Annotated in this window: 23 protein-coding genes, 1 pseudogene and 1 riboswitch; of the genes and pseudogenes, 12 read left to right on the top strand and 12 right to left on the bottom strand. The window is 61.9% G+C overall.

Features of this window, described 5'->3' with window-relative positions; translation table 11 throughout:
• Positions 1-119 precede the first annotated feature (119 nt).
• The 5 genes from J3P94_RS05555 (at position 120) to J3P94_RS05535 (ending at position 6254) form a co-directional block, all read left to right on the top strand.
• Positions 120-1115, top strand: coding sequence for a TRAP transporter substrate-binding protein (locus J3P94_RS05555; protein ID WP_434571908.1), 996 nt, complete (start codon positions 120-122; stop codon positions 1113-1115).
• Between the two features lie 125 nt (positions 1116-1240).
• Positions 1241-2236, top strand: coding sequence for a C4-dicarboxylate TRAP substrate-binding protein DctP (dctP, locus tag J3P94_RS05550; RefSeq protein ID WP_434571906.1), 996 nt, complete (start codon positions 1241-1243; stop codon positions 2234-2236).
• Between the two features lie 66 nt (positions 2237-2302).
• Entirely contained in the window at positions 2303-2935 is a 633-nt protein-coding gene (locus J3P94_RS05545; protein WP_434571904.1) for a TRAP transporter small permease, read from the top strand.
• A complete protein-coding gene (gene dctM, locus J3P94_RS05540; protein ID WP_434571903.1) occupies positions 2932-4215 on the top strand; it encodes a C4-dicarboxylate TRAP transporter large permease protein DctM in 1284 nt (427 codons plus the stop codon). The genes J3P94_RS05545 and dctM overlap by 4 nt, the downstream gene beginning before the upstream one ends.
• Before the next feature lie 131 nt (positions 4216-4346).
• On the top strand, positions 4347-6254 hold the full coding sequence (locus J3P94_RS05535; protein WP_434571901.1) for an alkaline phosphatase D family protein: 1908 nt from the start codon (positions 4347-4349) through the stop codon (positions 6252-6254).
• A gap of 54 nt (positions 6255-6308) precedes the next feature.
• Here the strand turns inward: J3P94_RS05535 and J3P94_RS05530 are convergent, their stop codons facing one another.
• From J3P94_RS05530 to J3P94_RS05505, 6 genes are all read right to left on the bottom strand, one after another.
• Positions 6309-6809 carry a methylated-DNA--[protein]-cysteine S-methyltransferase gene (locus J3P94_RS05530; RefSeq protein ID WP_434571899.1) on the bottom strand — a complete coding sequence of 167 codons (501 nt, stop codon included), beginning with the start codon at positions 6807-6809 and terminating at the stop codon, positions 6309-6311.
• A gap of 140 nt (positions 6810-6949) precedes the next feature.
• Positions 6950-9685: a LuxR C-terminal-related transcriptional regulator gene (locus J3P94_RS05525; RefSeq protein WP_434571898.1), complete on the bottom strand. Its 2736-nt coding sequence runs from the start codon at positions 9683-9685 to the stop codon at positions 6950-6952.
• Between the two features lie 210 nt (positions 9686-9895).
• A complete protein-coding gene (locus tag J3P94_RS05520; RefSeq protein ID WP_434571896.1) occupies positions 9896-11260 on the bottom strand; it encodes a DUF1329 domain-containing protein in 1365 nt (454 codons plus the stop codon).
• 25 nt (positions 11261-11285) lie between these two features.
• A complete protein-coding gene (locus tag J3P94_RS05515) occupies positions 11286-13142 on the bottom strand; it encodes a DUF1302 domain-containing protein (protein WP_434571894.1) in 1857 nt (618 codons plus the stop codon).
• 287 nt (positions 13143-13429) lie between these two features.
• Complete coding sequence (locus J3P94_RS05510; protein WP_434571892.1) at positions 13430-15112, bottom strand: fatty acid--CoA ligase; 1683 nt, start codon at positions 15110-15112, stop codon at positions 13430-13432.
• 145 nt (positions 15113-15257) lie between these two features.
• The gene (locus J3P94_RS05505; protein ID WP_434571891.1) at positions 15258-15887 is read right to left on the bottom strand and encodes a LysE family transporter; all 630 of its coding nucleotides are present in this window, start codon (positions 15885-15887) and stop codon (positions 15258-15260) included.
• Between the two features lie 127 nt (positions 15888-16014).
• Here J3P94_RS05505 and J3P94_RS05500 point away from each other — a divergent pair, with 127 nt between their 5' ends.
• From J3P94_RS05500 to J3P94_RS05490, 3 genes are all read left to right on the top strand, one after another.
• Complete coding sequence (locus J3P94_RS05500) at positions 16015-16980, top strand: 2-hydroxyacid dehydrogenase (protein ID WP_434571889.1); 966 nt, start codon at positions 16015-16017, stop codon at positions 16978-16980.
• Between the two features lie 33 nt (positions 16981-17013).
• A complete protein-coding gene (locus J3P94_RS05495) occupies positions 17014-18012 on the top strand; it encodes a methyltransferase (protein ID WP_434571887.1) in 999 nt (332 codons plus the stop codon).
• Between the two features lie 50 nt (positions 18013-18062).
• Positions 18063-18185: riboswitch (yybP-ykoY riboswitch) on the top strand.
• 90 nt (positions 18186-18275) lie between these two features.
• Positions 18276-18860: a TMEM165/GDT1 family protein gene (locus J3P94_RS05490; RefSeq protein ID WP_305498893.1), complete on the top strand. Its 585-nt coding sequence runs from the start codon at positions 18276-18278 to the stop codon at positions 18858-18860.
• A gap of 114 nt (positions 18861-18974) precedes the next feature.
• Here J3P94_RS05490 and J3P94_RS05485 read toward each other — a convergent pair whose 3' ends face one another.
• Positions 18975-19790 carry a M48 family metallopeptidase gene (locus J3P94_RS05485; protein WP_434571884.1) on the bottom strand — a complete coding sequence of 272 codons (816 nt, stop codon included), beginning with the start codon at positions 19788-19790 and terminating at the stop codon, positions 18975-18977.
• A gap of 217 nt (positions 19791-20007) precedes the next feature.
• Between J3P94_RS05485 and J3P94_RS05480 the strand changes: the two are divergent.
• Positions 20008-21288, top strand: a pseudogene (locus J3P94_RS05480) (HAMP domain-containing protein); the annotation flags it as partial.
• Positions 21289-21303: 15 nt separating this feature from the next.
• Positions 21304-22146, top strand: coding sequence for a methyl-accepting chemotaxis protein (locus tag J3P94_RS05475; RefSeq protein ID WP_434574099.1), 843 nt, complete (start codon positions 21304-21306; stop codon positions 22144-22146).
• 58 nt (positions 22147-22204) lie between these two features.
• On the opposite strand, the gene J3P94_RS05470 is transcribed toward J3P94_RS05475, so the two are convergent.
• The 3 genes from J3P94_RS05470 to J3P94_RS05460 are packed head-to-tail and all read right to left on the bottom strand — an operon-like array spanning position 22205 to position 23318.
• Positions 22205-22828, bottom strand: coding sequence for an SOS response-associated peptidase (locus J3P94_RS05470; protein WP_305498889.1), 624 nt, complete (start codon positions 22826-22828; stop codon positions 22205-22207).
• 36 nt (positions 22829-22864) lie between these two features.
• Complete coding sequence (locus tag J3P94_RS05465) at positions 22865-23125, bottom strand: putative signal transducing protein (protein ID WP_305498888.1); 261 nt, start codon at positions 23123-23125, stop codon at positions 22865-22867.
• A gap of 10 nt (positions 23126-23135) precedes the next feature.
• Positions 23136-23318, bottom strand: a complete 183-nt coding sequence (locus tag J3P94_RS05460; protein ID WP_186634586.1) for a CPXCG motif-containing cysteine-rich protein — start codon at positions 23316-23318, stop codon at positions 23136-23138.
• A gap of 139 nt (positions 23319-23457) precedes the next feature.
• On the opposite strand from J3P94_RS05460, the gene J3P94_RS05455 reads away from it, so the two are divergent.
• Positions 23458-24624 carry a 1-acyl-sn-glycerol-3-phosphate acyltransferase gene (locus tag J3P94_RS05455; protein WP_305498886.1) on the top strand — a complete coding sequence of 389 codons (1167 nt, stop codon included), beginning with the start codon at positions 23458-23460 and terminating at the stop codon, positions 24622-24624.
• 80 nt (positions 24625-24704) lie between these two features.
• Here the strand turns inward: J3P94_RS05455 and J3P94_RS05450 are convergent, their stop codons facing one another.
• A complete protein-coding gene (locus tag J3P94_RS05450; protein WP_434571881.1) occupies positions 24705-24986 on the bottom strand; it encodes a hypothetical protein in 282 nt (93 codons plus the stop codon).
• 376 nt (positions 24987-25362) lie between these two features.
• Between J3P94_RS05450 and J3P94_RS05445 the strand changes: the two genes are divergently transcribed.
• Complete coding sequence (locus J3P94_RS05445; protein WP_047229420.1) at positions 25363-25569, top strand: hypothetical protein; 207 nt, start codon at positions 25363-25365, stop codon at positions 25567-25569.
• 128 nt (positions 25570-25697) lie between these two features.
• On the opposite strand, the gene J3P94_RS05440 is transcribed toward J3P94_RS05445, so the two are convergent.
• Positions 25698-26282, bottom strand: coding sequence for a YajG family lipoprotein (locus J3P94_RS05440; RefSeq protein ID WP_305498883.1), 585 nt, complete (start codon positions 26280-26282; stop codon positions 25698-25700).
• Positions 26283-26343: the final 61 nt, after the last annotated feature.

Genomic DNA, 26343 nt, shown 5'->3' with positions numbered 1-26343 from the left:
ACAAGAGCCCCCCATTTGCTCGGTTTTCTTTTCACCAGCGTTTTTTCTCCTAGACTTGCATTGATTCATTTTCGAATCAGTGCGCATGCCAAGCGGTAATGCAAAAGGAATAAACGCAAATGCTCAACCCCTTATGGAAAGCGCTCATCTGCACCCTGGTTTTCAGCGCACTGGGCAGCGCCTACGCAGCCGACCCCATCGTGATCAGGTTTTCCCATGTGGTGGGCGAACAGACGCCCAAGGGCCAGGGCGCCCTGATGTTCAAGAAGCTGGTGGAGGAGCGGTTGCCGGGCAAGGTCACGGTGGAGGTGTATCCCAACTCCACACTGTATGGCGACGACAAGGAAATGGAAGCGTTGCTGCTGGGAGACGTGCAGATCATCGCGCGGTCACTGGCCAAGTTCGAGCAGTACACCCGCAAGGTGCAGTTGTTCGACTTGCCGTTCCTGTTCGATGACATTGCCGCGGTGGACCGTTTCCAACAGAGCCCCGAGGGCCAGCTGCTGCTCAAGTCCATGGAGAGCAAGAACGTCACCGGCCTGGCCTATTGGCACAACGGCATGAAGCAGCTGTCGGCGAACAAACCCCTGCGCACGCCCGAAGATGCGCGCGGCCTGGTCTTCCGCGTGCAGACTTCCGCGGTGCTGGAGGAACAGTTCAAGGCGGTGAGCGCCAAAGGCCAGCCGATGATTTTTTCGGTGGTGTATCAGGGCTTGCGAACGGGGCTGGTCAATGGCACGGAAAATACCTATTCGAATTTCTACAATCAGAAACTGCATGAGGTACAGAAATACGTTACCGAGTCCAACCACGGCATCCTCGACTACATGCTGATCACCACATCGGATTTCTGGAACGGCCTGCCGCCGGATATCCGCGGTGAGCTGGAAAAGATCGTGGTCGAATCCACCGCTCATGCCAACAAGGAAGCGGAGCGATTCAACCAGCTGGACAAACAGCACGTCCTGGATGCCAAGACCACCGAGATCATGACCCTCACGCCGCAAGAGCGGAATGCCTGGCGAGAGAAAATGAAACCGGTATGGGCGAAGTTCGAAAAGGATATCGGCCCGGAGCTGATCAAAGCCGCCGAAGCATCCAACAAGACGCAGTAAAGCCCTGCACTTGATGTCACAATGCCCCGGCAAGCTGTTTTTCTGCCTAGACTTGCAAGTGTCCCACCGTGCGTCGTGTTTTGAATGAGCCCGCACGCGAAAAACTAAAAATAAAAGGAACCCCTATGTTTAAACCTATGTGGAAAGCACTCGTCTGCACACTGGCCCTCAGCGCGTTGAGCAGCGCCATGGCGGCTGATCCGGTGGTTATCAAATTCTCGCACGTGGTGGCCGAACAAACCCCCAAAGGCCAAGGCGCGTTGCTCTTCAAAAAGTTGGTGGAAGAGCGATTGCCGGGCAAAGTGAAGGTCGAGGTGTACCCCAACTCGTCGTTATTCGGCGATGGCAAGGAAATGGAAGCCCTGCTCCTGGGTGACGTGCAAATGATCGCGCCATCGCTCGCCAAGTTCGAGCAATACACCAAGACGGTGCAGTTGTTCGACCTGCCGTTCCTGTTTGATGACATCTCTGCCGTGGACCGTTTCCAACTGAGCCCTGAAGGTCAGAAACTGCTCAAGTCCATGGAAAGCAAGAACATCACCGGCCTGGCCTATTGGCACAACGGCATGAAGCAACTCTCTGCCAACAAACCCCTGCGCGAACCCAAGGACGCACGCGGCCTGAAGTTTCGCGTACAGGCATCGGCAGTGCTGGAAGAACAGTTCAAGGCCGTCAATGCCAACCCACGCAAGATGAGCTTCGCCGAGGTGTACCAAGGCCTGCAGACCGGCGTGGTCAACGGTGCGGAAAACCCCTACTCGAACATCTACAGCCAGAAAATGCATGAAGTGCAGAAGTACATCACCGAGTCCAACCATGGCTTGCTCGACTACATGCTGATCACCAACACCAAGTTCTGGAATGGCCTGCAGCCGGACGTACGCAGCGAACTGGACAAGATCCTTGTGGAAGTCACCGCCCATGTGAACAAGGAAGCGGCGCAACTGAACCAGAACGACAAGCAGCGCATCCTCGACGCCAAGACCACCGAGATCATTACCCTCACGCCTGAAGAACGCAACGCATGGCGCGACAAGATGAAACCGGTCTGGAAGAAGTTCGAAGGTGACATCGGCGCTGACCTGATCCAAGCCGCCGAAGCCTCCAACAAGGCTCAGTAATGGGTTGGTCGGCGCTGCCGCCGTGGCAGCGCCGGCCTGTCGTCCTCCCTGCAGGAGATGCCATCCATGAACGCCCTTCGGCGCACCTGGGAACATTTCGAGGAAGGTTTCATTGCCTTCCTTCTGGCCGCCATGACGTTGGTCACTTTCGTCTACGTGGTCCTCAACAACCTTTATGCAGTGTTCTACAGCCTTGGCGATAACTGGCCAGCCGCCAGCGAACCGATGTTCGCCATTGGCGACGGCATCATGGGCATGGCCCAGGCCATGACCTGGAGCAGCGCGCTGACCAAGGCGCTGTTTGGCTGGCTGATTTTTTTTGGCCTGTCGTATGGCGTGCGCACGGCCGGCCACATCGGCGTCGACGCGTTGGTGAAACTGGCGAGCAAACCGGTGCAGCGCATTATCGGCGTGATCGCCTGCCTGTGCTGCCTGGCCTACGCCGGGTTGCTGGCCGTGGCGAGTTACGAATGGATCAATACCTTGATGATTGCCCAGATCGGCGCGGAAGACCTCGGCCATTTCGGCATCATGCAATGGCACGTAGGGTTGATCGTGCCGGTAGGATTCGCCCTGGTGTTTATCCGTTTCGCGGAAATCCTGGTGCGCATCCTGATGAACCGTCAGACGGGCCTGGGGCTGGCCGATGAAGCGGCCGAAGCGATCAAACTGACCGAGATCGAGGAAGACAAGCCATGACCATTGCCTTCCTCTTCCTCGCGCTGTTCGTGCTGATGTTCATTGGCGTGCCTATCGCCATTTCCCTCGGGCTGGCCGGTTCGCTGACGATCATTTTCTTCAGCCCCGACTCCGTACGCTCCCTGGCGATCAAGCTGTTCGAGACATCCGAGCACTACACCCTACTGGCGATTCCATTCTTCCTGCTGGCCGGTGCGTTCATGACCACGGGTGGCGTGGCGCGACGGTTGATCGACTTTGCCAACGCCTGCGTCGGACACATCCGCGGTGGCCTGGCGATTGCGGCAGTGCTGGCGTGCATGCTGTTTGCCGCACTGTCCGGTTCCAGTCCCGCGACGGTGGCAGCGGTGGGTTCGATTGCCATCGCCGGCATGGTGCGCTCAGGTTATCCCCAGGCGTTTGGTGCCGGTATCGTCTGCAACGCCGGGACCCTGGGCATCCTGATTCCGCCGTCGATCGTCATGGTGGTCTATGCCGCCGCGACCGAAACCTCGGTAGGCAAACTGTTCATGGCCGGTGTGATACCAGGCCTGTTGCTCGGCACAGCGTTGATGGTGGCGATCTACATCGTCGCCGTGAAGAAAAACCTGCCGGCAATGCCCCGAGCCACGTTTCGCGAATGGCTGACCACAGCCCGCAAAGCCATTTGGGGCTTGCTGCTGATGGTCATTATCCTCGGCGGGATCTATTCCGGGATGTTCACCCCGACAGAAGCAGCGGCGGTGGCGGCAGTGTATTCGGCGTTTATTGCGTTGTTCGTCTACAAGGACCTGACGTTCCGCGAAACCCCCAAGGTGCTGCTGGAGTCGGCCAAGCTGAGCATCATGCTGATGTTCATCATCGCCAACGCCATGCTCTTCGCCCACGTGCTGACCACCGAGCAACTGCCGCAGCAGATCACTGCGTGGGTGATCGAGGCCGGGCTGACGCCAGTAACCTTCCTGCTGGTGGTCAACATCGTGCTGCTGATTGCCGGTGCGTTCATGGAACCGTCGGCGATCATCCTGATTCTGGCGCCGATCCTGTTCCCTATCGCCATGAAGCTGGGCATCGACCCGATCCACTTGGGCATCATCATGGTGGTGAACCTGGAAATCGGCCTGATCACGCCGCCGGTGGGCTTGAATCTGTTCGTCACCTCGGCGGTGACCGGCATGTCGCTGACGGCGACCATCCGCGCGGCCATGCCGTGGCTGATGATTCTGCTGGCGTTCCTGGTGCTGATTACCTATGTACCGTGGATCTCGCTCGCGCTGCCTAACTGGTTAGGGATGAGCTGATTATTCCGAGCTGAACATACCGCCCTGTGGTGAGGGAGCAATGCTCCATTGCCGCAGGCGCGCATGCCCCCTCCCCGCGTACGCATGCGTTATGATCCCTGCTTTATTCCGAAGCAGAGCTTTTCCCACGCATGTTGCCGGCCCCTTCCGATACCCCGATCACCCTCCCCCCCGTCCTTGTCGGCCCGCTCTTGCGACGACTGGAGCCGACGCGGCTGGTGATGTGGCTGGTGGGGACACGAGCGTTGACGCTGACGCTGAGTATCGACGGCGTCGGCGACTTGGCGTTGGATGCGTCGCGCTGCACCGTGGTACCGGTGGGGCAACGAGCGTTTGTGCATTTGATCGATGTGACACTCGATACGCCCCTGTCCCAGGACGTGGTGATTGACTACGACCTGCTGGTGGACGGCGCCCCCATTGCCGAATGGGCGCCGCATCTGTTGTACGGCGACGCAAAGCGTCCGAATTTCATGCTGCATTCGCGCATAGAACAGCTGGTCCACGGCTCTTGTCGTAAACCCCATTTCCCGGCCAACGACGGCCTGCTCTGTGTCGACCGCTTGTTGGCGCAGTCGCCCGAGCAGCGTCCGGCTTTGCTGATGATGAGCGGCGACCAGGTGTACGCCGACGATGTCGCCGGGCCGATGTTGCGGGCGATTCATGCCCTGATCGAGCGCTTGGGCCTGTTCGAGGAGTGCCTGGAAGGTGCGGTGGTGGAAGACAGCGCCAAACTCTACCAACACCCGGCCAGTTATTATCACCGCGCGGATCTGTTACCGGCGCTTGAGAGCAACAAAACCCTGCGCGAACGTTTTTTCGGCGGGGCGCGCAAGCCGATCTTCACCAGCAGCAGCGCCGACAATCATCTGGTGACCTTCGCCGAGGTCATGGCGATGTATCTGCTGGTGTGGTCGTCCGTACCGTGGACGCTGATCAATCCGCAACCGCCTGAATTGACCGCCGAACGGCGCCAGCGCTACGACCTCGAACAACAGCGCATCGAGGCATTCAAGACCGGGCTGGATGGCGTGGCACGGGTGTTCGCCCATCTGTCGTGCCTGATGATTTTCGATGATCACGACATCACCGATGACTGGAACCTGTCCGCGCAATGGGAGGAAACGGCCTACGGCCATCCCTTCTCCAAACGCATCATCGGCAACGCGCTGATCGCCTATCTGCTCTGCCAGGGCTGGGGCAACAACCCGGATGCCTTTGGCGAAGTGATCGAGCAGACCGTGGCCTTGAGCGACACCGCCCGGGACCGCTACATCGACAGCGGGCCCCAGGATGCGTTGATCGACACCCTGCTCGGTTTCCAGCAATGGCATTACGTGTTGCCGAGCACGCCGGCGCTCGTGGTGCTCGACACCCGCACCCGCCGCTGGCGCAGCGAGAATAGCCTCAAGCAGCCGTCGGGCCTGCTGGACTGGGAAGCCCTGAGCGAACTGCAGCAGGAACTGCTGGACCATCCCTCGGCGATCATCGTCTCGCCGGCGCCGATCTTTGGCGTCAAGCTGATCGAGACCGTGCAGCGGCTGTTCAGCTGGTGCGGCTACCCGCTGTTGGTGGATGCGGAGAACTGGATGGCCCACCGTGGCGCGGCCCAGGTGATCCTGAATATTTTCCGCCACTCGCGCACGCCGGGAAGCTACGTGGTGTTGTCCGGCGATGTGCATTATTCCTTCGTCTACGAGGTGCTGATCCCGCACCGCAAGGGCGGCCCACGTGTCTGGCAGATCACCAGCAGCGGTATCAAGAACGAGTTCCCGCCGGCGCTGCTGGAATGGTTCGATCGGCTGAACCGCTGGCTCTATTCACCACGCTCGCCCTTGAACTGGTTCACCAAGCGCCGCAGCATGCGCATCGTCCCCCATGTCCCGGAACATGCCGAAGCCGGGGAACGGCTGTGGAACTCGGCGGGGATCGGCCAGGTGTTTTTCAACGAACAGGGGCAACCGGCGCAGATCTATCAGCACAACGCCAACGGCAAGCCGCCCACGCGCATGCTGGCGCCGAAGTCGCCCTTGAGCTGACCGGCTATTTTTTCGAGCAGGCTCGCTCCCACAGGGATTGGGCAGGGTCAGGGCTCAGAACGCCAGTTGCAGGCTCTGTTGGCCTTCGAGGCTCAACAGGAACTGTTTGGCGGCAAGGCCGCCGGCGAAACCGGTGAGGCTGCCGGAGGTGCCGATGACCCGATGGCAGGGCGCGATGATCGAGATCGGGTTGCGTCCGTTGGCGGCACCGACCGCGCGCGTCGCGGTCGGTTGGCCGATCTGGATGGCTATGTCGCGATAGCTGCGGGTTTCGCCGAACGGGATAGTCAGCAGAGCCTGCCAGACCCGCACCTGAAAGTCGGTGCCGGCGAAATCCAGTTCAAGCTCGAAACGGCGGCGTTGGCCAGAAAAATATTCCAGCAGTTGACGCTCGGTTTCCTTGAGGGTCGGATGATCACTGTCCTGCTCCAACGGTCCGAGGCGCACCCGATTGAGCCGCTCGTTCTCCCACAGGATGGCCGCCAGCTTGGTGCCACGGGCGACAAGGATCAGCTCGCCTACGGGGGATTGGATGGTTTGGTAAAGGGGCGGCATTCAAGTGGTTCCTTGGCTCACGCTCATTGGCTTTTGTGGCGAGGGGATTTATCCCCGCTGAGTTGCGGAGCAACTCATAGCTTGCCACACCGCGCTGTCAGATCTTAGGGTCGCTTCGCAGCCCAGCGGGAGTAAAGAACTCAGCCCAACAACCCCAAAGCCTTCGCCCGCGCTACGGCCTGGGTGCGGCGTTCGACGCCAAGTTTGCTGTTGATGTGGCTGGCATGGGTTTTTACCGTGTGCAGCGAGATGAACAACTGCTCGCTTATTTCCTGATTGGAACATCCCTGGGCGATCAGTTGCAGCACTGCCCTCTCGCGGCTGCTGAGGGTTTCGACCGGGACCGAGGGTTCGATCGCTGGCGTCGCGGCCGACGGCAAGCATTCGAGCAAGTGCTGGCGCACGTCACTGGGCGGCGCGTGCAGCAACTGTTCGCGCAGCCATTCACGATGCTCTCCCAACAACCATTCGAAAGGCTGCAACACGCCGCCGATGGAGGCATCGAACGCCTGGGCCAGGGTGCTGCGGGCCTCGGGCTCGCGGCCCAGGCGCAGCAGCAAGGCCACCTTCTGGTTGAGCACCATCACACTGAGCATCTGCCGCCCGGTTTGCTGTGCGTGTTCAAGCAAGGCATCGAGGCGCCCCTCGGCCTGCATCGGTTGGCCCTTTATGGATTCCAGCAACGCCTGCTGCAGCTCGACATGCAACGGCAACTGCGGGTGGAATTCCGGTGGCGCGGCGGCCCGCTCGCCGGTGTAGGTCTGGCCCAGCCGCGCCAGCCAGGCTTCGGCCAGCTCGGTACGGCCCTGCGCCAGCCAGAGCTCGCATTTGACCAGGGTAATCATCGCCAGGTAGTAAACCGGTGGCACATCCCAGATGTGCATCAGGCGCTCGGCCTCGGCCAGCTCGGCGAAGGCCCGGGCGAATTCGCCGTTATAGCCTTCGACCCGGGCAATCACGCAATGGCCGATCAACACGCTGATATCGCGGCAGGCCCGGGCTTCGGTCAGCCCCGCCTGCAATCGCGTCAGTCCGGCCGGGGACTGCATGCGCAGCGTCAACAGGAAACCTTCGTACAGCACCAATCGCGCGCGCACCGCATACAGCCGTTGCGGCGACAATCCATGCAGCCGCTGCAGCCCCTGCTTCACTTCATCGAGCGCACGCAGGATCTCCCCTCGCGCCTGCAACACTCGCGCACGATCGTAATGGGCCAGCGCCTCGAACAACGGATTGCCGACCCGCTGCGCCAGTTCGAGGGAGTCACGATTCAGCGCGCGGGCGCGCCACAGGTCACCGTCGGCAATCGCCAGGTTCGACAGGGTGGACAAGCACATCAGGCGCTGGCCATAGCGTTTCTGCGGCAGGCTTTCCAGGGCTTCGGTGCAATAGCGCAGTGTGGCCTCCCGGTCGCCACGCCCGCGGGCGACGATGCCGCTCAGGGCCAGCCACTGGGCGAGCATGGATTTTTGCGCGGTGGCCGACGGCGCCGGCAGGAAGCGACTCAAGTGGGCGGCCAGTTCCTCGGCCGCATCCAGTTGGCTGGCCAGGCCCAACGCCCAGCTGTAGAGCACGATCAGCCGTGGAGTGCTGATGAGCAGGCTGTCAGGCAGGTCCATTTTCCAGCGCAGCAACATGCCGACGTTCTGCTCGGCCAGCAGTTGTTCTTCCGAAAGGTTCTGCACCAGGTTCGCCGCCACGTCCAGGTGCCCGGCACGCAACGCCTGCTCCACGGCTTCGTCGATGAGACCCTGGGCGTTGAACCAGCGACAGGCGCGCAAGTGCAGAGTCGCGGCCGGCACCATGGCCGGTGCGCTGGGGCGGCTGCGCAACAGGTCGGAAAACAGGTGGTGGTAGCGGTACCAGTGGCCGTGCTCGTCCAGCGGCACCAGAAAAACCTGATGGGCGGCCAGGTACTGAAGAATTTCGTGACTGTCATGGGCGTCGCGCACCGCATCGCACAGTTCGCTGCAAAAGCGCTCCTGTGGCGCGGTGTCGTAGAGAAACGCCTGCACCTCGGGGGGCAGGCAATCGATGACTTCTTCGAGCAGATAATCGCGAATCAGCCCTTCACCACCATGCAGGGCCTGGGGCAGCCGGCCTTCGCTACCGGCCTCGGAAGCGGCCAGCAGCCAGAAACGCAGCCCGGCGACCCAGCCTTCGCTGCGCTGGATCAGGCTCTCCAGTGCCTCGCCACGCAGCGAGCTGCTGTGGTGCTGGAGCAAGGTCAACGCTTCGTCATGGGTCAGGCGCAGGTCCTGCTCGTTGAGTTCGAGCAATTGCCGCGACAGGCGCAGGCGCGCCAGGTGCCAGTCCGGGCGCTGGCGGCTGGTGACCAGCACCAGCAAGCCCTCGGGCAGGTGATTGAGGAAAAACTGCAAGCAACGATCCAGCACCGGGCTCTGGGCCAGGTGGTAATCGTCGAGTACCAGCAACAGCGGGGCGCGGGAGGAAAGGTGGCTGGACAGTTCATCCAGCAAGCCGTCGAGCCACTCCTCGAAAGCAAAGGGCTGGTGCCGCTGGCGCATCTTCAGCAGGCCCAACGCCCGTCCGCCCAACTGCGCATAAAAGGCCTGGAGCCCTTCGAGCAGCCGCTCCAGGAAGCGGCCCGGATCGTTGTCCCGGGCACTGAGCCCCAACCAGAGACTCCGCCAATGGGCCGGCAGGCTCTGGCAGAATTCCACCGCCAGGGAGCTTTTGCCGAACCCCGCCGGTGCACTCACCAGCAGCAGGCGACCGCCGAGCCCAGCGCTCAGACGCTCGCACAACCGCGGCCGCGGGACGTGACCGTCGGGCAAGGGCGGGCGGTAGAAACGCCCGTCCTGTACCGCGATGGCTGCGCGGGCAGAATCCGCAGGTGAAGACAAATCAGTCATGGCCGGCTCTTGTTGGAATGCGGGTGGCGGCGTTGCAGATGTCCGCAGACTAGCGGTAAACGAGGAGGTATTGAAGGGAGTGCTACAAATGGCTACAAAAAGGCTACAAGCGGTTGGCCGCTATGGTGGCCAGGGAGCTTTTTTCAGGCAAAAAAAACGCCCCGAACCAGCCGGGGCGTTTTTTCGAGGATGCGGCCTCGGGTGGAGCGTTTAGCGGATGCCGTCCTGACGCAGGGCGTTAGGCGTGAAGTCGGCGGTGCTGGCGGTGAAGCCGAAGTCATAGGCCGATTTTTCTTCGTTCTTCATGCCCAAGGCCAGGTAGCGACCGGACTGCAGGTCGTAGATGGTTTCCAGGGCATACCACGGCACTTGCTTGTCGTAGTAGTTCTCGGCATGGGCCTCGGCTACGCGCCACAGTTGGCCACGGCCGTCGTAGTGGTCGATGACCGCGGCTTGCCAGGTGTCTTCGTCGATGTAGAAGTCACGCTTGGCGTAGATGTGGCGCTGGCCTTCCTTCAGGGTCGCGGTCACGTGCCAGACACGACGCAGCTCGTAGCGCGTCAGGTCCTGGTTGATGTGGCCGGCCTTGATGATGTCCGCGTACTTGAGCTGCGGAGAATCGATCTTGTGGCTGTTGGAGGCGATATACAGCTCTTTTTTGCCTTCAAGTTTCCAGTCGTAGCGGTCCGGCGCACCGTTGTACATGTCCAGGTTGTCGGAGGTACGCAAGCCATCGGCGGCGGTACCTGGGCCGTCATAGGACACTTGCGGGGCGCGACGCACACGGCGCTGGCCGGCGTTGTAGACCCACGCCGAACGCGGTTCCTTCACCTGGTCGAGTGTTTCGTGGACGAGCAACACGCCGCCGGCCAGACGCGCCGGAGCGGTCACTTGCTGCTTGAAGTAGAACAAGATGTTGCCAGGGTTGGCCGGATCGAAATCCTTCATCTTGTCGCGGAACACGAACTGGTCACGGAAGTACACCAGGCTGTAGGAGCCGTTGGGCTGCGGCGTGGCCTGGGTCACCAGGCGCGTCACGCTGCCGCCGCGATAGCGGGTGATGTGGTTCCAGATCACCTCGACGCCACTCTGGGGAATCGGGAACGGCACAGCCGTCTCGAAATTCTCCAGACCGTTGCCGCCGGAGACCAGTTTGGTGTTGACCGCGTTTTTCTTGATGGAGGCAAACACTTCGTCCGGCACGGTAGCGCCGCGATGGGTCGGGTAGACCGGCATTTTGAAGGTTTCGGGGTAACGCTTGAACATCGCGTACTGGCCGGGCGCAAGCTTGGCCTTGTACTGCTCGACGTTCTGCGCGGTGATGGTGAACAGCGGCTTCTCACTGGCGTACGGGTCGGAGAGGAAGCCTTTGCCGTCGACGCTGCCGGCGTTCTTGGCCATGGGTTTCCAGGCGGAAATCGAACCATCGGCGTTGCCGGCCATTTCGGCGCCCATCGGCGTCAGGCTCTTGCCCAGTTTGTCGGCTTCGGCGGCAGGCACGGCGGCCATGACGCTGGCCGCCAAAAGCGACAGCCCCAGCACACCGACTTGCAACAGATTCTTGGTTATTTTCATAGTGTGTCGTCCTGAAATACGGTGCTTAGAAGTTCACGCCGACGCTGAGCGCCAGGAAGTCGCGATCATCCACGGTGCTGAAGTCGCCACCAAAGAAGTTGGTGTAGGCCAGGCTCGCGTTGTAAGTGTTCTGGTACTCGGCATCCAGCCCGAGGCTGACGGCTTTGCGGCCTTCCTCGAAGTTGGCGCCAGGACCTGGCGAGTAACCCTTGACGTCATGGGACCAGGCCACGTTGGGCTTGAGGTTCACACCGGCGAAGACATCCGGGTATTCCCAGATGGCGCGAGCACGGTAGCCCCACGAGGTCGACGTGGTGAAGCCGTCGTTGTTGCAGTTGCTGTTCACCCCGCTGATGGTCTGGCCGCCACCTGCCGCAGTCGAGGCGTTGAGGGTATTGCAGAAGCCGTTGGGCAATTCGCCCGGGCCGAACACCGGATCACGGCCGTAGCGCGCTTCGGAGCGGCTTTCCAGGCCGCCAACGTGGGTCACGCCCAACTCACCGACGAGGGTCAGGCGGCTGGCGCCCATGACCTGGTCGAGAAAGTGGGTGAAGGTGGTCTGGAACTGGGTGATTTCCTTGCGGCGATAGCCATGCAGGTCCTGGCCCGGCGCGCCATCCAGTACGGAGGCGTTACCAAAGCCCGGAATTGGCGTGACACCGGCGAACAGGATATCGGTGGTGCTCAGTTGTACCGGAGCGTTCGGCCGGTAGCTCAGCTCACCGCTCCACGCGGTGCCGGTGGGCAGCGTGGTGGAAAAGCTCAGGCCATAGAGCCGGATGTCTTCCGGGTACTCGACGAAGTAGTTCGAGTTACCCGCCACGATTACCGGACGCAATGCGGCCAACGGCCCCAGCGGCTGGGTATAGAACCGTGACGCGGCGCCCGTGGCGCTGAAGATTGGCGCCCGGCTGTGGTAGTTCATGAAGTAGGCGCCGAACTCGGTGTCCAGCGGCTCGAAGTTGTATTTGAACGACAGGCCCCACTGGCCGCTGTCACGGGCATCACGGTCGGGACCACGGCGAACCAGCACGCCCTCCTCGTTCACGTTGACGCCCAACGCCGTCAGGGTCGGCAAGGCTGCGCCCGGAATCCGCGAACGTTTGTTCAAGACGCGCAGGTTGTCGTCACAACCGTCGGCGATGACGTCCGGCTGCGAAAAGAACGTGCCGCAGTTGTCGACGACAGTCTGGTCCCATTCCAGTTGGTAGAACGCTTCGGCCGACAGATTGTCGGTCAGGCTCTGGGACACGTAGAACATGTTGACCGGGATCAGCCCTTCCTTGACCTCGGCACCGGGGCGACGGAACGCGGACACGTCGACCGGGTTGATGGCGTTGATACCGCCCTGGATAAAGGTACTTTCACCCCAGCTGACCACTTGCTTGCCGAGGCGGACCGAGCCCGGCTGATCGGCGATATCGTAGTTGTGGTAGACGAACGCATCGAGGATCTGCCCGCCGGAGGACTTGGCGCCTTCCTTGCGGTTGCTGTCGCTGATGTCCTTGTACAGGCGGTTTTCGTCCTTGAGTTCGAAGTCGTACCAGTACTTGCCACGTACAAACACACCGGTGTCGCCGTACTTCAGCTCCAGGTCATGGATACCCTTGAAGATCTTCGAGAAGGTCTCCCCGCGCTTGAAGTTCAAGTGACCGTCGTCGGAGGTCTGGGACAGGCCCTTGCCACCGTTGTTGACGCCGATCAGGTCGCGGTTGGCCTTGGCCGTGGACCAGCTTGCGCCGACCGACAGGGCCGAGTCGAACTGGCCTTCGATTTCACCGATGTTGAAGCTGACGCCGAATGCCGGGCCGGCGAGCGAAGAGGCAAGACTGACGGCCAGAGGCAGTTTTGCCCGGCGCCAGAAAGTGTTTGCTGAGGTCATCGACGCAACTCCATGTGTTTTATTGTTATGGCAGTGGGCATTTCCGGAAACCCTGCGCCGTGCTGGCACGCGCGTCCCATTCCGAAAATCCTTGAGCGGACTATAGCCAGCAGGTAGTACGGCTTGATCCCTCTAAAGTGTGATTTGCAGCCTTCGACCACTCTGGAACAGTCCTTCGCCAGGCCGACGGATGTCGGCACGGCAAGGATGGCTGAATTTTCCGGTTTGACAAGACAAGCGCTTGCCGGGTGGGCCTGCCGTGCCCTTTTCAGGCACGGCGGGTACGCTCAGAGCGTCGAGAGGAAGGTGCTGTTGTTGCTCTGCCATTCGCTGATGTCGACGCGGATGCGCTTCTTGTCGAGCTTGCCGACGCTGGTCTTGGGAATTTCCGTAACAAGGGCGATCTGGCTCGGGATTGCCCACTTGCTCAAGTGCCCCAGCTCGACAAATGGCTTGAGGTGTTCCTTGAGCTCGCGAGCCCCGAGCTGGTGCCCTTCGCGAATGACCAGCAAGGCGAACGGGCGCTCGCCCCACTGCGGATCGGGGATGCCGACCACTGCTACTTCGCGTACCGCCGCATGACGGCTGATGAGGTCTTCCAGGTCCAGGGACGAGATCCATTCGCCGCCGGTCTTGATCACGTCCTTGATCCGGTCGCGGATGTCGATGAAGCCCATGCCGTCGAGCGTGGCGACGTCGCCGGTGTGCAGCCAGCCGCCCTTCCAGAGCTCGGCGCCTTTCTGCGGTTCGTTGAAATAACCTTCGGTGAGCCACGGCGCGCGCAGCACCAGTTCGCCCTGGGTCTCGCCATCCGCGGGCAGGAAACAGCCCTCGCCGTCGACGATCGCCGCTTCCACCAGCGGCCCCGGCACACCGGCCTTGATCCGGTAGGTGATGCGTTCGTCTTCACCGCCGGCCATCAGCTCGTCGTTGAGGTGCGCGCAGGATACCAGCGGCCCGGTTTCGGACATGCCGTAGGCCGCGGTGAGCTGGATGCCCTTGGCCTTGGCCGCCTCGTACAGGCTGCGGTTGAGGGCGCTGCCGCCGATGACGATTTTCCAGCCGCCGAAATCGGTTTGCTGGGCGCCCTTGGCGTTGAGGACCATCTGCAAAATGGTCGGCACGCAATGGGAAAAGGTGACCTTTTCCTTGCGCCACAGCTCGACCAGGAACTCCGGATCGTAACGCCCGGGATAGACCTGCTTGAGCCCGAGCATGGTCGCCACGTACGGCAGGCCCCAGGCATGTACGTGAAACATCGGCGTGATCGGCATGTACACATCGTTGGTGCCCAACAGCCGCACGCTGTCGATGGAGCCCATGATGGTCGACACGCCCAGGGTGTGCAGCACCAGTTGCCGATGGGTGAAGTACACGCCCTTGGGATTGCCCGTGGTGCCGGTGGTGTAGAACGTGGTGGCGACGGAGTTCTCGTCGAAATCCTGGAAATCATGGGTCGGGCTGGCGGCGGCCAGCAGTTGCTCATACTCGCCCACGAGGTCCGGCAGGTCGGCGGTCTTGTCCGCCAGGTCGGTCAGCAGCAGCGTCTTCTTTACCGTGGTCAGCTGGCCGGCGATCGCCTGGTACAAACCGACGAATTCGCTGTTGACCAGCACGAAGCGGTCCTCGGCGTGGTTCATGGTGTAGAGGATCTGCTCCGGTGACAGGCGCACGTTGATGGTGTGGATCACCGCGCCGATCATCGGGATCGCGAACATGCATTCCAGGTAGCGATGGCTGTCCCAGTCCATCACCGCAACGGTGTCACCGGCCTTCACCCCGGCCTCGGTCAGCACGTTGGCCAGCCGCGCGACGCGCTCGATCAGCGTCGGATAGCTGTAGCGCAACTGGTCGCGGTAGACGATCTCGCGGGTTTTCTCGTAACGCGCACCGGACATCAGCAGCCGTTTGATCAGCAACGGGTATTGGTAGGCGCCTTCGGCTGGAGGGATAACGCGAGTCTGCAACATAAGGGTCCCTTTTCTGACTGCACGGTCTTGGCTGGAAGGTAAGCACTCTAAAGTGCCTGCCCGCGGATCAAATCAGCCGAAGGAATGATTTGATCCGCCCGCAAATACTAGCCTTGAGCCATCTCAGGGACATGTTCAGGCGCGGTCAGTGCGCCTCGGTGAAGGCCAGTTTCACGCCAATGGCCACCAGCACGGCGCCCATGGTCCGGTCGAACCAGTGGCCCATGCGGGCGAAACCGGCACGCACCCGCGCCTGGCTGAACAGCATCGCCACCATGCAGAACCACGCCGCCGTGGCGATCGCCAGGTACACGCCGTAGCCGGCCTGGATCGCCAGCGGCGTATGGGGATTGATCACCACGGTGAACAATGACAGGAAGAACAGCGTTGCCTTGGGGTTCAGGCCATTCGTGACAAAGCCTGCGGTGAACGCACCGCGAGCGGTACGCTCGCCAGCCTCCTTGTGCAGGTTCTCTCCAGAGGCCTTGGCCGGTTGCGCGCGCAAGGCCTTGATGCCGATGTACAGCAGGTACGCGGCCGCGGCCCACTTCAGCGCGTTGAACAGCACGATCGATTGGGACACGATCAGGCCGATGCCCAGCAACGAATACCCCACATGCAGGAAAATCGCCGTGCCGACGCCCAGCGCCGTCCAGGTCCCGGCACGTCGGCCATGGGTCACGCTTTCGCGCACCACCACGGCAAAGTCCGGACCGGGGCTGGCGACCGCCAGCAGGTGGATCAGGGCGACGGTGAGAAATTCGGTGAGGTACATGGTGGGCTCCTTGCGACATCTCTTGGTGAATGAAATCCCGTGGCCAGGGAGCTTGCTCCCTGGCCACGATTCATCTGATAGGCTCGCCACATTACGCCTTCGGTTCTTTACATGACAGGTACAGCTGATGACGAACACCGCCCGCGCCGTTTTTCTCGACCACCCTTCCCTGGACCTCGGCGACCTGGACCTGGGCCCGTTGCGCGATTGCTTCAGCGAACTGCAATTGTTCGCCGGGACCCGCCAGGACGAGGTGACCGAGCGACTCAAGGGGGCGACGGTGGCGATCACCAACAAGGTAGTGATCGACGCGGCAGCCATGGCCGCCAGCCCCGAATTGAAGCTGATCCTGATCAGCGCTACCGGCACCAATAATGTCGACCTCGCCGCTGCCCGCCACCACGACATCACCGTGTGCAATTGCCAGGGCTACGGCACGCCGTCGGTGGCCCAGCATACGATCATGCTGTTGCTGAACCTGGCGACGCGCCTCGCCGACTACCAGAAAGCCGTGGCTGATGGTCGCTGGCAACAGGCTTCGCAGTTCTGCCTGCTGGACTATCCGATTGTCGAGCTGCAAGGCAAGACCCTGGGTTTGCTCGGCCATGGCGAACTGGGCGGCGCCGTCGCCCGGCTGGCGCAAGCCTTTGGCATGCGTGTGCTGCTGGGGCAGATTCCGGGGCGTCCGGCACGGCCGGATCGCTTGCCGCTGGATGAGCTGTTACCGCAGATCGATGCCCTGACCCTGCACTGCCCGCTCAACGAGCACACCCGCCACTTCATCGGCGCGCGCGAACTGGCGCTGCTCAAGCCCGGCACGTTCGTGGTCAACACCGCCCGTGGCGGCCTGATTGACGAACAGGCCCTGGCCGACGCCTTGCGCAGCGGTCACCTGGGCGGCGCGGCCAGCGACGTGCTGAGCGTGGAGCCGCCGACCCAAGGCAATCCCTTGCTGGCCGGCGACATTGCGCGACTGATCATCACCCCGCACAACGCCTGGGGCAGCCGCGAGGCGCGGCAGCGGATCGTCGGCCAACTGACGGAAAACGCCCAAGGCTTTTTCAGCGGTACAGCGCGCCGGGTCGTCAGTTGATAAACTGCCGCACTTTTTTACAAGGAGCAGACCATGGATCCGCGCAGTGAAGTACTGCTTCGTCAGCCCGAATTATTCCAGGGCCCGGTCCTGCTGGCTGGCCTGCCCGCCGACGATCTGCTCGGCCGTTTGCCCGAGGCCCATGGCTGGTGCTGGCATGCCGGCGACCAGGCCGCGCTGGATGCGCGCTTTGCGCAACGTAGCCACTTTGGCGTGAACGTACCCGAGCGGGAATTCGAAACGGCCGTGGTGTTCCTGCCCAAGGCCAAGGACCTGACCGACTACATTCTCAACGCCGTGGCCGCGCGCCTGGCCGGTCGCGAGGTGTACCTGGTGGGGGAAAAGCGCAGCGGCATCGAAGGCGCTTCCAAGCAGCTCAACCCGTTCGGCAAGCCACGCAAGCTCGACAGCGCGCGGCATTGCCAACTGTGGCAAGTCACCGTCGCCAACGCCCCGCAGGCCAAGCCGCTGGAAAGCCTGGCGCAAACCTACGAGCTGCCCTTGGCCGAAGGCCCGTTGAAAGTGATCAGCCTGCCGGGGGTGTTCAGCCATGGTCGGCTGGATCGCGGCAGTGCGTTGCTGCTGGAGCACCTGGACAAGCTGCCCAGCGGCCATCTGCTGGATTTCGGTTGTGGTGCCGGTGTACTGGGCGCGGCGGTCAAGCGCCGCTACCCGCACAATACCGTCACCCTGTTGGACGTGGACGCCTTTGCCGCCGCCAGCAGCCGCCTGACCCTGGCCGCCAACGGGCTGGAAGCCGAGGTGTTGACCGGTGATGGAATCGATGCCGCGCCCATGGGCCTGAACGCAATCCTGAGCAATCCACCCTTCCATGTCGGCGTGCACACCGATTATCACGCCACAGAAAACCTGCTGCGAAAAGCGGCCAAACATCTGAAAAACGGCGGCGAACTGCGCTTGGTCGCGAACAGTTTCCTCAAGTACCAGCCGCTGATCGAGGAGCATCTGGGCACGTGCACGATCAAGGCCGAAGGCCAGGGTTTTCGCATCTACCGAGCCAAGCGTGGCTAAGGCGTTTTTGAAAAACAGCGCTTGCCCAAACGGATTTGCCTAGGCAGAATCCGCTCCGTCCTAGGGGAGTAGTCTCCCGCGAGCGCCATGCTCGCCCGGCATACGTCAACATACTTGGTCAGCAGACCATGGCGTATGCGGCCCAAGCGTCCACGCAGATGGTCGCTGGGTTTGACAAGACCTATGACACGCACACCTTACCCGGGGCGGGAAGGCTGTACGTGTCATAGCCGTGTCGACCCGCCCCTCTTAGGAACCACCTGATGCTGGACTCTTTCCTGGTACCCACCGCCATCGTTGCGCTGGCCGAAATCGGCGACAAGACGCAATTGCTCGCGCTCATCCTCGCCGCACGCTTTCGCAAACCCTGGCCGATCATTGCCGGCATCGTCGCCGCAACCCTGGCCAACCATGCGGCGGCCGGCGCGGTAGGTGCCTGGGTCAGCGGGTTCTTCTCCGACTCGGTGTTGCACTGGATCCTCGCGGCGAGCTTTGCCGCCACCGCGCTGTGGACCCTGGTGCCGGACAAGCTGGACGACGAGGAAGCCAATACGGCTCGCAGGTTCGGACCTTTCCTGACCACGCTGATCGCGTTTTTCCTGGCGGAAATCGGTGACAAGACCCAGATCGCCACGGTGATGCTTGCCGCGCAGTACCCGGAGTTGTGGCTGGTGATCATCGGCACCACCGTGGGTATGTTGATCGCTAACGTGCCGGTGGTATTGGCGGGCAATTTCGCCGCCGAGAAACTGCCGCTCGCCCTCATCCGCCGCCTGGCCGCCTCGGCGTTTTTCATCCTGGCGATCGTCGCGGTGTACAAGGCAATGCAGAGTAGTGGGTGGGTTTGATCCGATTCCAGAGCTACCGCGTTATCGCTCTTCGCGAGCAGGCTCGCTCCCACAGTTAACCGCTTTGTCTTTGTGGGAGCGAGCCTGCTCGCGAAGAGGCCGGCAGGTTCGCCCTTACTTCCTGGCCTGCTGGTAAAGCGGCATCACCTTCGGAATCGCCGCCTGCAACGAGGCGATCCGGCTCGTCGACGAGGGGTGGGTGCTCATGAATTCCGGTGGAGCCCCTTCCGAAGCCTTGGCCATCTTGTTCCACAGGGTGATCGCCGCGTTCGGGTCGTAACCGGCCCGGGCGGCCAGCTCGAGGCCGATCAGGTCGGCTTCGTTCTCGTTGCCACGGCTGTTGGGCAAGGTCATGCCGTAGTTGGCCACGGTGTCGGCCAGCGCCAGGCTGTCCTGGCCCAGGCCGAATATGGCACCGGCGCCCTGCTTGGCCATTTCGATGCCGTAGGCCTTGGACATCGCTTCACGGCCGTGCTCGCGCAAGGCGTGGGCGATTTCATGGCCCATGATCGCGGCGATCTCAGCGTCGGTCAGCTTCAACTGATCGATCAGGCCGGTATAGAACATGATCTTGCCGCCAGGACCGCAGTTGGCGTTGAGCTCATCACTCTTGATCAGGTTCACTTCCCAGTTCCACTGCGCCGAATCCGGGCGGAACACTGGCGCCTGGGCAATCAGACGGTCGGCAATGACCTGGAGGCGCTTGGCATCGCTGCTAGTCTTGTCCAGGGCACCTTGGGAGCTCGCCTCACCCAACGTCTTCTGATAGGACTGCGCATACATCTGGTTGACCTCAGCGGTCGACAGCATGCTGAACATGTACTGCTTGCGCTCCACCCCCACGGCTCCGCCGCTGGTGGTATTGACCGATTGGCAACCGGCGAGCAGCAGAGCCGCGCCCAGAGCGCTCACCATCAAAGTCTTGTTCATACAAAAGAAGCTCCATGGAATCGTGGGCGTATCCTAGGCCCTGATTGGTATCGGCGCCAGATACGAAGCGAGGGATTACCGATTTTCGGACAAGTCCCCCTTGGCCCGATTGCGACACCGGTCTAGCCAAAACAGTCATCCGACGAACAGTGCCTCATGCCACGCCCCGGAAACGCCGATAAAAAGTCCAGACGTCACTTCCGCGTCCGGAGCCTTTATGAAATTCAGATCGATCCAGTTTTCCGTTGCCGCCCTGGCTGGTGCCATCGTGCTCAGCGTGGTCGGCGCCCTGGTGCTGTACGCTTTGTTCGCCGGCGCCCGCACCCAGGACATGGTGCAACAGCGGACCAAGGCGCAGTTCGAGCAACTCATCGAGCAACGCCTCAGTGCGCTGGCCCGCACCCAGGCCAGCCTGATCCAGCGCGAACTCGAAGCGCCGCTGCTGCTCGCTCGTGGGCTTGCCACCAGCAACGCCTTGATGGGCATGAACGGAACGGACGGCAACCCGCAACTGAAGATCCCGCGCGAGCAGATGATCAGCCTGCTGCGTGAAACCGTGGTGCGCAATCCGAAGATTCTCGGTGCCTACATCGCCTGGGAACCGAACGCCATCGACCACGACGACGCCCGCTATGTAGACAACCAGGTGCTGGGCATGGAAACCAACGGGCGCTTCCTGCCATGGTGGTTTCGCAATCAGGACGGCACCCTGGGCCTGGAAAAACTCGCCGATGTGACGGACCAGAAACTGCTGTCCACCGGCATTCGTGCCAGTGAATATTACCTGTGCTCCCAGGACAGCAAAAAAGCCTGCGTGATCGATCCCGCGCCGTACCGCGTCGGTGACACCATGACCATGCTCGCCTCGTTCATCGAGCCGATCCTGATCGATGGCAAGTTCCAGGGCATCGTCGGCGCCGATCTGTCGGTGAACTTCATCCAGGACATGCTCGTCGCCGCCGACGCCAAGCTGTACGACGGCGCCGGGGAAATGGCCCTGCTTGCCAGCAACAACCGGCTGGTGGCCTTCACCAAGGACCCAGGCAAACTCGGCGAGAAAGCCAGCGACCTGCTGGACGCCAACGAACTGGATAACCTGACCCGGCTCGGCATCGGTGAAGTGCGTTACGACATCGACGAAGAACACGGCCATCTGGAGGTGTACATGCCTTTCGGTATCGGCCAGACCGAGGCGCGCTGGACGTTGATGTTGCAGTTGCCGCTGAATGCCGTGATGGCGGATCTGCAAGCCTTGCAGAAAGACCTCGATGATCAGCGCGAAACCGACATCTTCGGCATGGCCATGGTCGGCCTGGCGATTGCCGCGATCGGCCTGCTGGTGATCTGGCTGGTGGGCCACGGTATCGCCCGGCCGCTCAAGCAAATGGTGGCGATGCTCGACGACATTGCCCAGGGCGAAGGCGACCTGACCCGCCGGCTGACCAGCGACCGCGCCGATGAATTGGGGGCCATCGCCAAGGGCTTCAACACATTCCTGAGCAAATTGCAGGGGATGATCACTCAGGTAGTGACCTCGGTGCAGAGCGTCAGCGATTCGTCGGAACACACCGCCGACATCGCGATCCGCACCAACCAGGGCGTGCACAAGCAATTGTCGGAAATCGATCAGGTCGCCACCGCCGTGCACGAAATGACCGCCACTGCCCAGGACGTGGCGCGGAATGCGAGCCAGGCAGCCCAAGCCGCCAGCCACGCCGACCAGGCCGCCAGCCAGGGCATGCAAATCGTGCGCGACACTTCCAGTTCCATCGGAGCCCTTGCCCTGGAGATTGGCAAGGCCGTGGGCGTGGTGCAGACGCTCGCCAAGGACAGTGAGAACATCAACGCGATTCTCACCGCCATCCGCGGGATCGCCGAGCAGACCAACCTGCTGGCGCTCAACGCGGCCATCGAGGCTGCACGGGCCGGTGAGCAGGGTCGCGGTTTTGCCGTGGTCGCCGATGAAGTGCGCAACCTGGCGCAGAAGACCCAGCAGGCCACCGAAGAAATCCAGTCGATGATCCAACAGCTGCAGCAGGGGACGCGGGACGTGGTGCGGGTCATGGAAGACAGCCAGCAGCGTACCGATGAAAGTGTGCAACACGCGGCAAAAGCGGCTCAGGCCCTGGAGACGATCACCCAGGCCGTGTCGGTGATCAGCGACATGAACACCCAGATCGCCAGCGCTGCCGAGGAACAAAGCGCGGTGGCCGATGACATCAACCGTAACGTGATCAACATCGGCCAGGTGGCAAACGAAGTGGCAAGCGGCGCCGACGAGTCCAGCGCGGCCAGTGCCGGGCTGACCAGGCTGGCGGAGCAGCAACGGCGGTTGATCAATCAGTTCAGGGTCTGAGCCGAACCCTGTGGGAGCGAGCTTGCTCGCGAAGGGGCCAGTGCTGTCGCCAAAGAACTCAGGCCGGGGTCAGGCATTCCGGCCCATTGAGTTTCGGGTCGTTGACCATGTTCGCCAGCACCCGCTCGCGCAGTTGCCCCGGCTCGCTCGCCAGCAACCCTTGCAAGGCATGCAAGGGTGTCTCGGGGTCGAGCCACAGGCGCTGGCCCTCTTCATCCAGAATCAACGGTCGGCGCTGACCGGCCGCCGGTTGGGTGATGACCGCCGTGCTCAGCCACACCTGCTCCTGCACCGGGTACGCTTCCCAGATCGCCGCAAAGAACAGCGATGAGCCCTCCCCCGGCGTCAGCCAGTACGGGCGCTTGCGCGTGCCGCCGCGCCACTCGTAAAAACCATTGGCGGGCAGCAGGCAACGACGCAAACGCAGGGCTTCGCGGAACATTGGTTGCTCGGCCACGGTTTCGGCGCGGGCGTGCGCCGGGGTGCGGGACAGATCGGTCAGCCACGGCGGCGTCAGGCCCCAACGCGCCCGTGCCAGTTCGCGCTGGCCATCGGCGCCGGCGCGCAGCATCAGCACCGAGTCATTGGGCGAGATATTCCATTGGGCCTTCTGGTCGGCAGGGAAGCCGGGCAAGGCCGCGAAAGCGGGGTTCCAGCGAAACAGGGCATAACGTCCACACATGGGGCAACACGACTCTTGTATCAAACGGCCGCCAGCCTAACAGACCAGCGTACCCGGGTAACTGTCAGGCTCATCGCCCGGCACCGGCATCGCGGCATTGTAGGCGGCGATCAGCTCCCGGGCGTATTGCGCCTGCTCGTCCTCCACCGCCAGCCCCAGCAGGCCGTACATCGGCAGCTCACCCGCGCCGCCCACCAGATCGCGGCCCACCAGATGCGCCGTGATGCCTTCGCTGGCGAGCATGCCCTGGAGCAATTCGCCTTCCATCAGGTTTTCCAGCTCGTAGATTCGCTGCATGGCCGCCCCATCATTCGTTTTCGCTGAAGACCTCAAGGTGCCATTCGTCTTCGTGGACCTGCAGGACGAAAGTAATCGGTCGGCAACAGACCTGGCAGTCTTCGATGTAGGTCTGGTCGCCGCCGGACAAATCCACGGAAGTCTCTACCTCCTCCCCACAATACGGACATTCATAAAGAGCAGCTTCCAGCATCGCGGTCTCCCAAGTGACTTGTGCGTATAATCGCCGGTCTATTTGCAGGGCTATTTTTGCCTGGACTATCTTCCAGGTCGTGCCCCGTCGGTTTTTCGATCGAACCTTTACTTACCCTAGCCGTTTCCAACAAGAGAGCATGATGGGCGAATTCGATGCCATCCGACCTTACAACGACAGCGAAGTCCCAGCGGTGCTGGCACGGCTGCTCAGCGACAAGGCGTTTCTAGATATCCTCACCCACTTCCGCTTCCCGCGCCTGGCCGGCGCTTTCGGCTGGATGCTCAAACCTCTTATAGCGCAGAAGTTGCGTCGAGAGTTCGCCGGTGTGACCTCCGTTGCCACGTTGCAGGACAAAGTCGAGTTCTACGTCGACCACACCATCGAGCGTGCCACCGATGGCGTGACCTACACCGGGGTCGAGCAATTCAAGTCCGGCAATGCCTACCTGTTCATCGCCAACCACCGCGACATCGTGATGGACCCGGCCTTCGTCAACTATGCCGTGTACCACGCCGGCCTGCCGACGCCACGCATCGCGATTGGCGACAACCTGCTGCAAAAGCCCTTCGTCAGCGACCTGATGCGCCTGAACAAGAGCTTCATCGTGCACCGCTCCATCACCGGTCGCCGGGAAAAAATGGCGGCGTACCAGTTGCTGTCGGCCTACATCAACCACTCGATCCGCAACGATTGCGCCTCGATCTGGATCGCCCAGGCCGAGGGCCGGGCGAAGGACGGTGATGACCGGACCGAGTCGGCGATCCTGAAGATGTTCCACATGAGCCGCAAGGACGAGCCGTTCGGCGAGGTCATCCGCTCGTTGAACCTGACGCCGGTGTCGATCAGCTACGAATATGACCCGTGCGACCAGGCCAAGGCCCGCGAGCTGTACATCCGCGCCACCACCGGCACGTACACCAAGGCGCCCGGCGAGGACGACGTCAGCATTGCCAAGGGCATCACCGGCTACAAGGGCCGGGTCCACGTGAACTTTGCCGCGCCGATTACCGAACTGTTCGAGGACACCAAACAACTGGCCATGGAGATGGACCGGCAGATACTCGGCGGCTATCGCCTGTTCCCGGTGCATTACCTGGCCTACGCGCAATGGGCCGATGCCGACCCGCAGTTGCAGGTTCCGACGGCGGCCGAGGTGTTCGGTGCCGAAGAACTGGCCAAGGCTGAAGAAGAATGGCAGCGCCGGCTGGAAGCCTGCCCGGAGGAACACCGACCGTTCCTGGTGCTGCAATATGCGACGCCGGTGCGTAACCAGTACCGGGTCAGGGCGGGGCTGGCGCTTTGAGCGAAAGCCCTGAGCGCGAGTGACCTGTGGCGAGGGGATTTATCCCCTCGCCACAAAAGCCGCGGCCGATTTGTTTTTTGTCAGAACTGCGTGCTGATCCACGACATCAGCAGCGCCAACCCCAGGCAAGCGAAGCCGAAACGGTAGAAAAACCGGTTCATGCGTTGCGTCGCCAAGTCCAGCAGCGCTTCGAATCGTTCATTGCCTTCGCTGCTGCGCTCCGCAAGACAGGCCCGCGCCCGCAGTTCGCGGCGACGCGTCGCGTGCAGCACCCAGCCACCCGGACAGGCAAACAGCAGCGCGAGCAGGTTGATCAGTTTGGCGGGGTGGGCAGCGAACAGCGAGAACAGTTGCAACGACATCACAAACCTCAAGCGAAAACGGACGCGCTGCGCCCGGAGCCTACGAACAGGGCGCGGATTCTACCGAAAGCTCGTCACACTGAGGCGTTTTTTCCGACCGGTAACGATTCCAATGCCCGCAACGCGGTTCACTTAAGAAAAATGATGGACCCGTGGCGAGGGAGCTTGCTCCCGCTCGGCTGCGAAGCAGTCGTAAGCCGGCGGGTGCGGTGTGTCTGATGCTCCGCATTTGGCAGGTTTTGGGGCCACTTCGCGGCCCAGCGGGAGCAAGCTCCCTCGCCACAAGACCAAGTGCAAACCTTCTAATTCTTCACGTCACGGTTTCGTCATATGGATAGGCCACCCTGTCGCCCTCCAAAACTGTACGGAATCCGTCATGCTGCACGCCGAAAACCAGGATCGTCTCTACCTGATCAGCCCGAGCGATGAACAACAGAACCTTGTCGGCAGTCTGTCCTTCAATGTGCAGGATCGTCATTGGCTGGTGTACTGCGCCCTCGGCGGCCATCAACATGCGGACCTCCCGGAGACAGACCTGCTGACCGGGATCAGCGTGCTGGAACTCTATTCCCAGGCTGCGTGAATCACGCCCATAAAAAAACCTGTGGGAGCGAGCTTGCTCGCGATGACGGTGGATCAGTCAACATTGAGTTGGCTGAAATGCCGCTATCGCGAGCAAGCTCGCTCCCACAGGGATATCAGACTTGCTGCTTACTCCGCCAACACCTGACCAATGGTCGGGTCCTTGAACAGACGGGTCAGGGCATCGCTCAACACGTCGCTGACCAGCTTGGTGTTGGTGTCCTGGTTCGGCGCCATGCCGAAGCGCTGGTCCAGTGAAGCGCCATAACGACCGCTGTAGCGGCGGTTGGCGTTCTGCACGTCGGAACGGAACGTCGCGCCGATGGTGGCTTCGGTCACGTACATGCCTTCCTTGGGCGACTGGTATTTCAGTTCGGCCAGGGTCACGGTCAGTTGCGGGGCGTTCATTGCGTTCTGCGTCGGGGTGAAGCCCAGCAGGCGCACGGCCGCTTCAGCCTGGGCCTGCAATTTTGGCAGGACCTGCGCACCCTGCACCGTGATCACGCTGGTTTCAGGGTACAGACCGCCACGCGTGCCGAGGGTTGGCGACGGGCGACCGTCGACGACCCGTACCACCACCGGCTGGCCGCGACCCACCGGCGCCAGCTGGGCGTTGAGCTTGGGCTCCGGGTTAAGTTGTTGCGGGCTGTGGGCACAGCCGACAAGGGTCAGACTGGTCACGGCGATCAAACCGAACAACAGGCGTTGCAACATGCTCTTCTCTCCAGAATCGGGCACAAACAGGCCGGCAGTATAGCGGTGCGCCATCGCGGCG

The sequence above is a fragment of the Pseudomonas sp. Z3-8 genome (genome assembly GCF_051131975.1).
GTDB lineage: Bacteria > Pseudomonadota > Gammaproteobacteria > Pseudomonadales > Pseudomonadaceae > Aquipseudomonas.
This window is presented reverse-complemented; position numbering and strand designations above follow the sequence as displayed.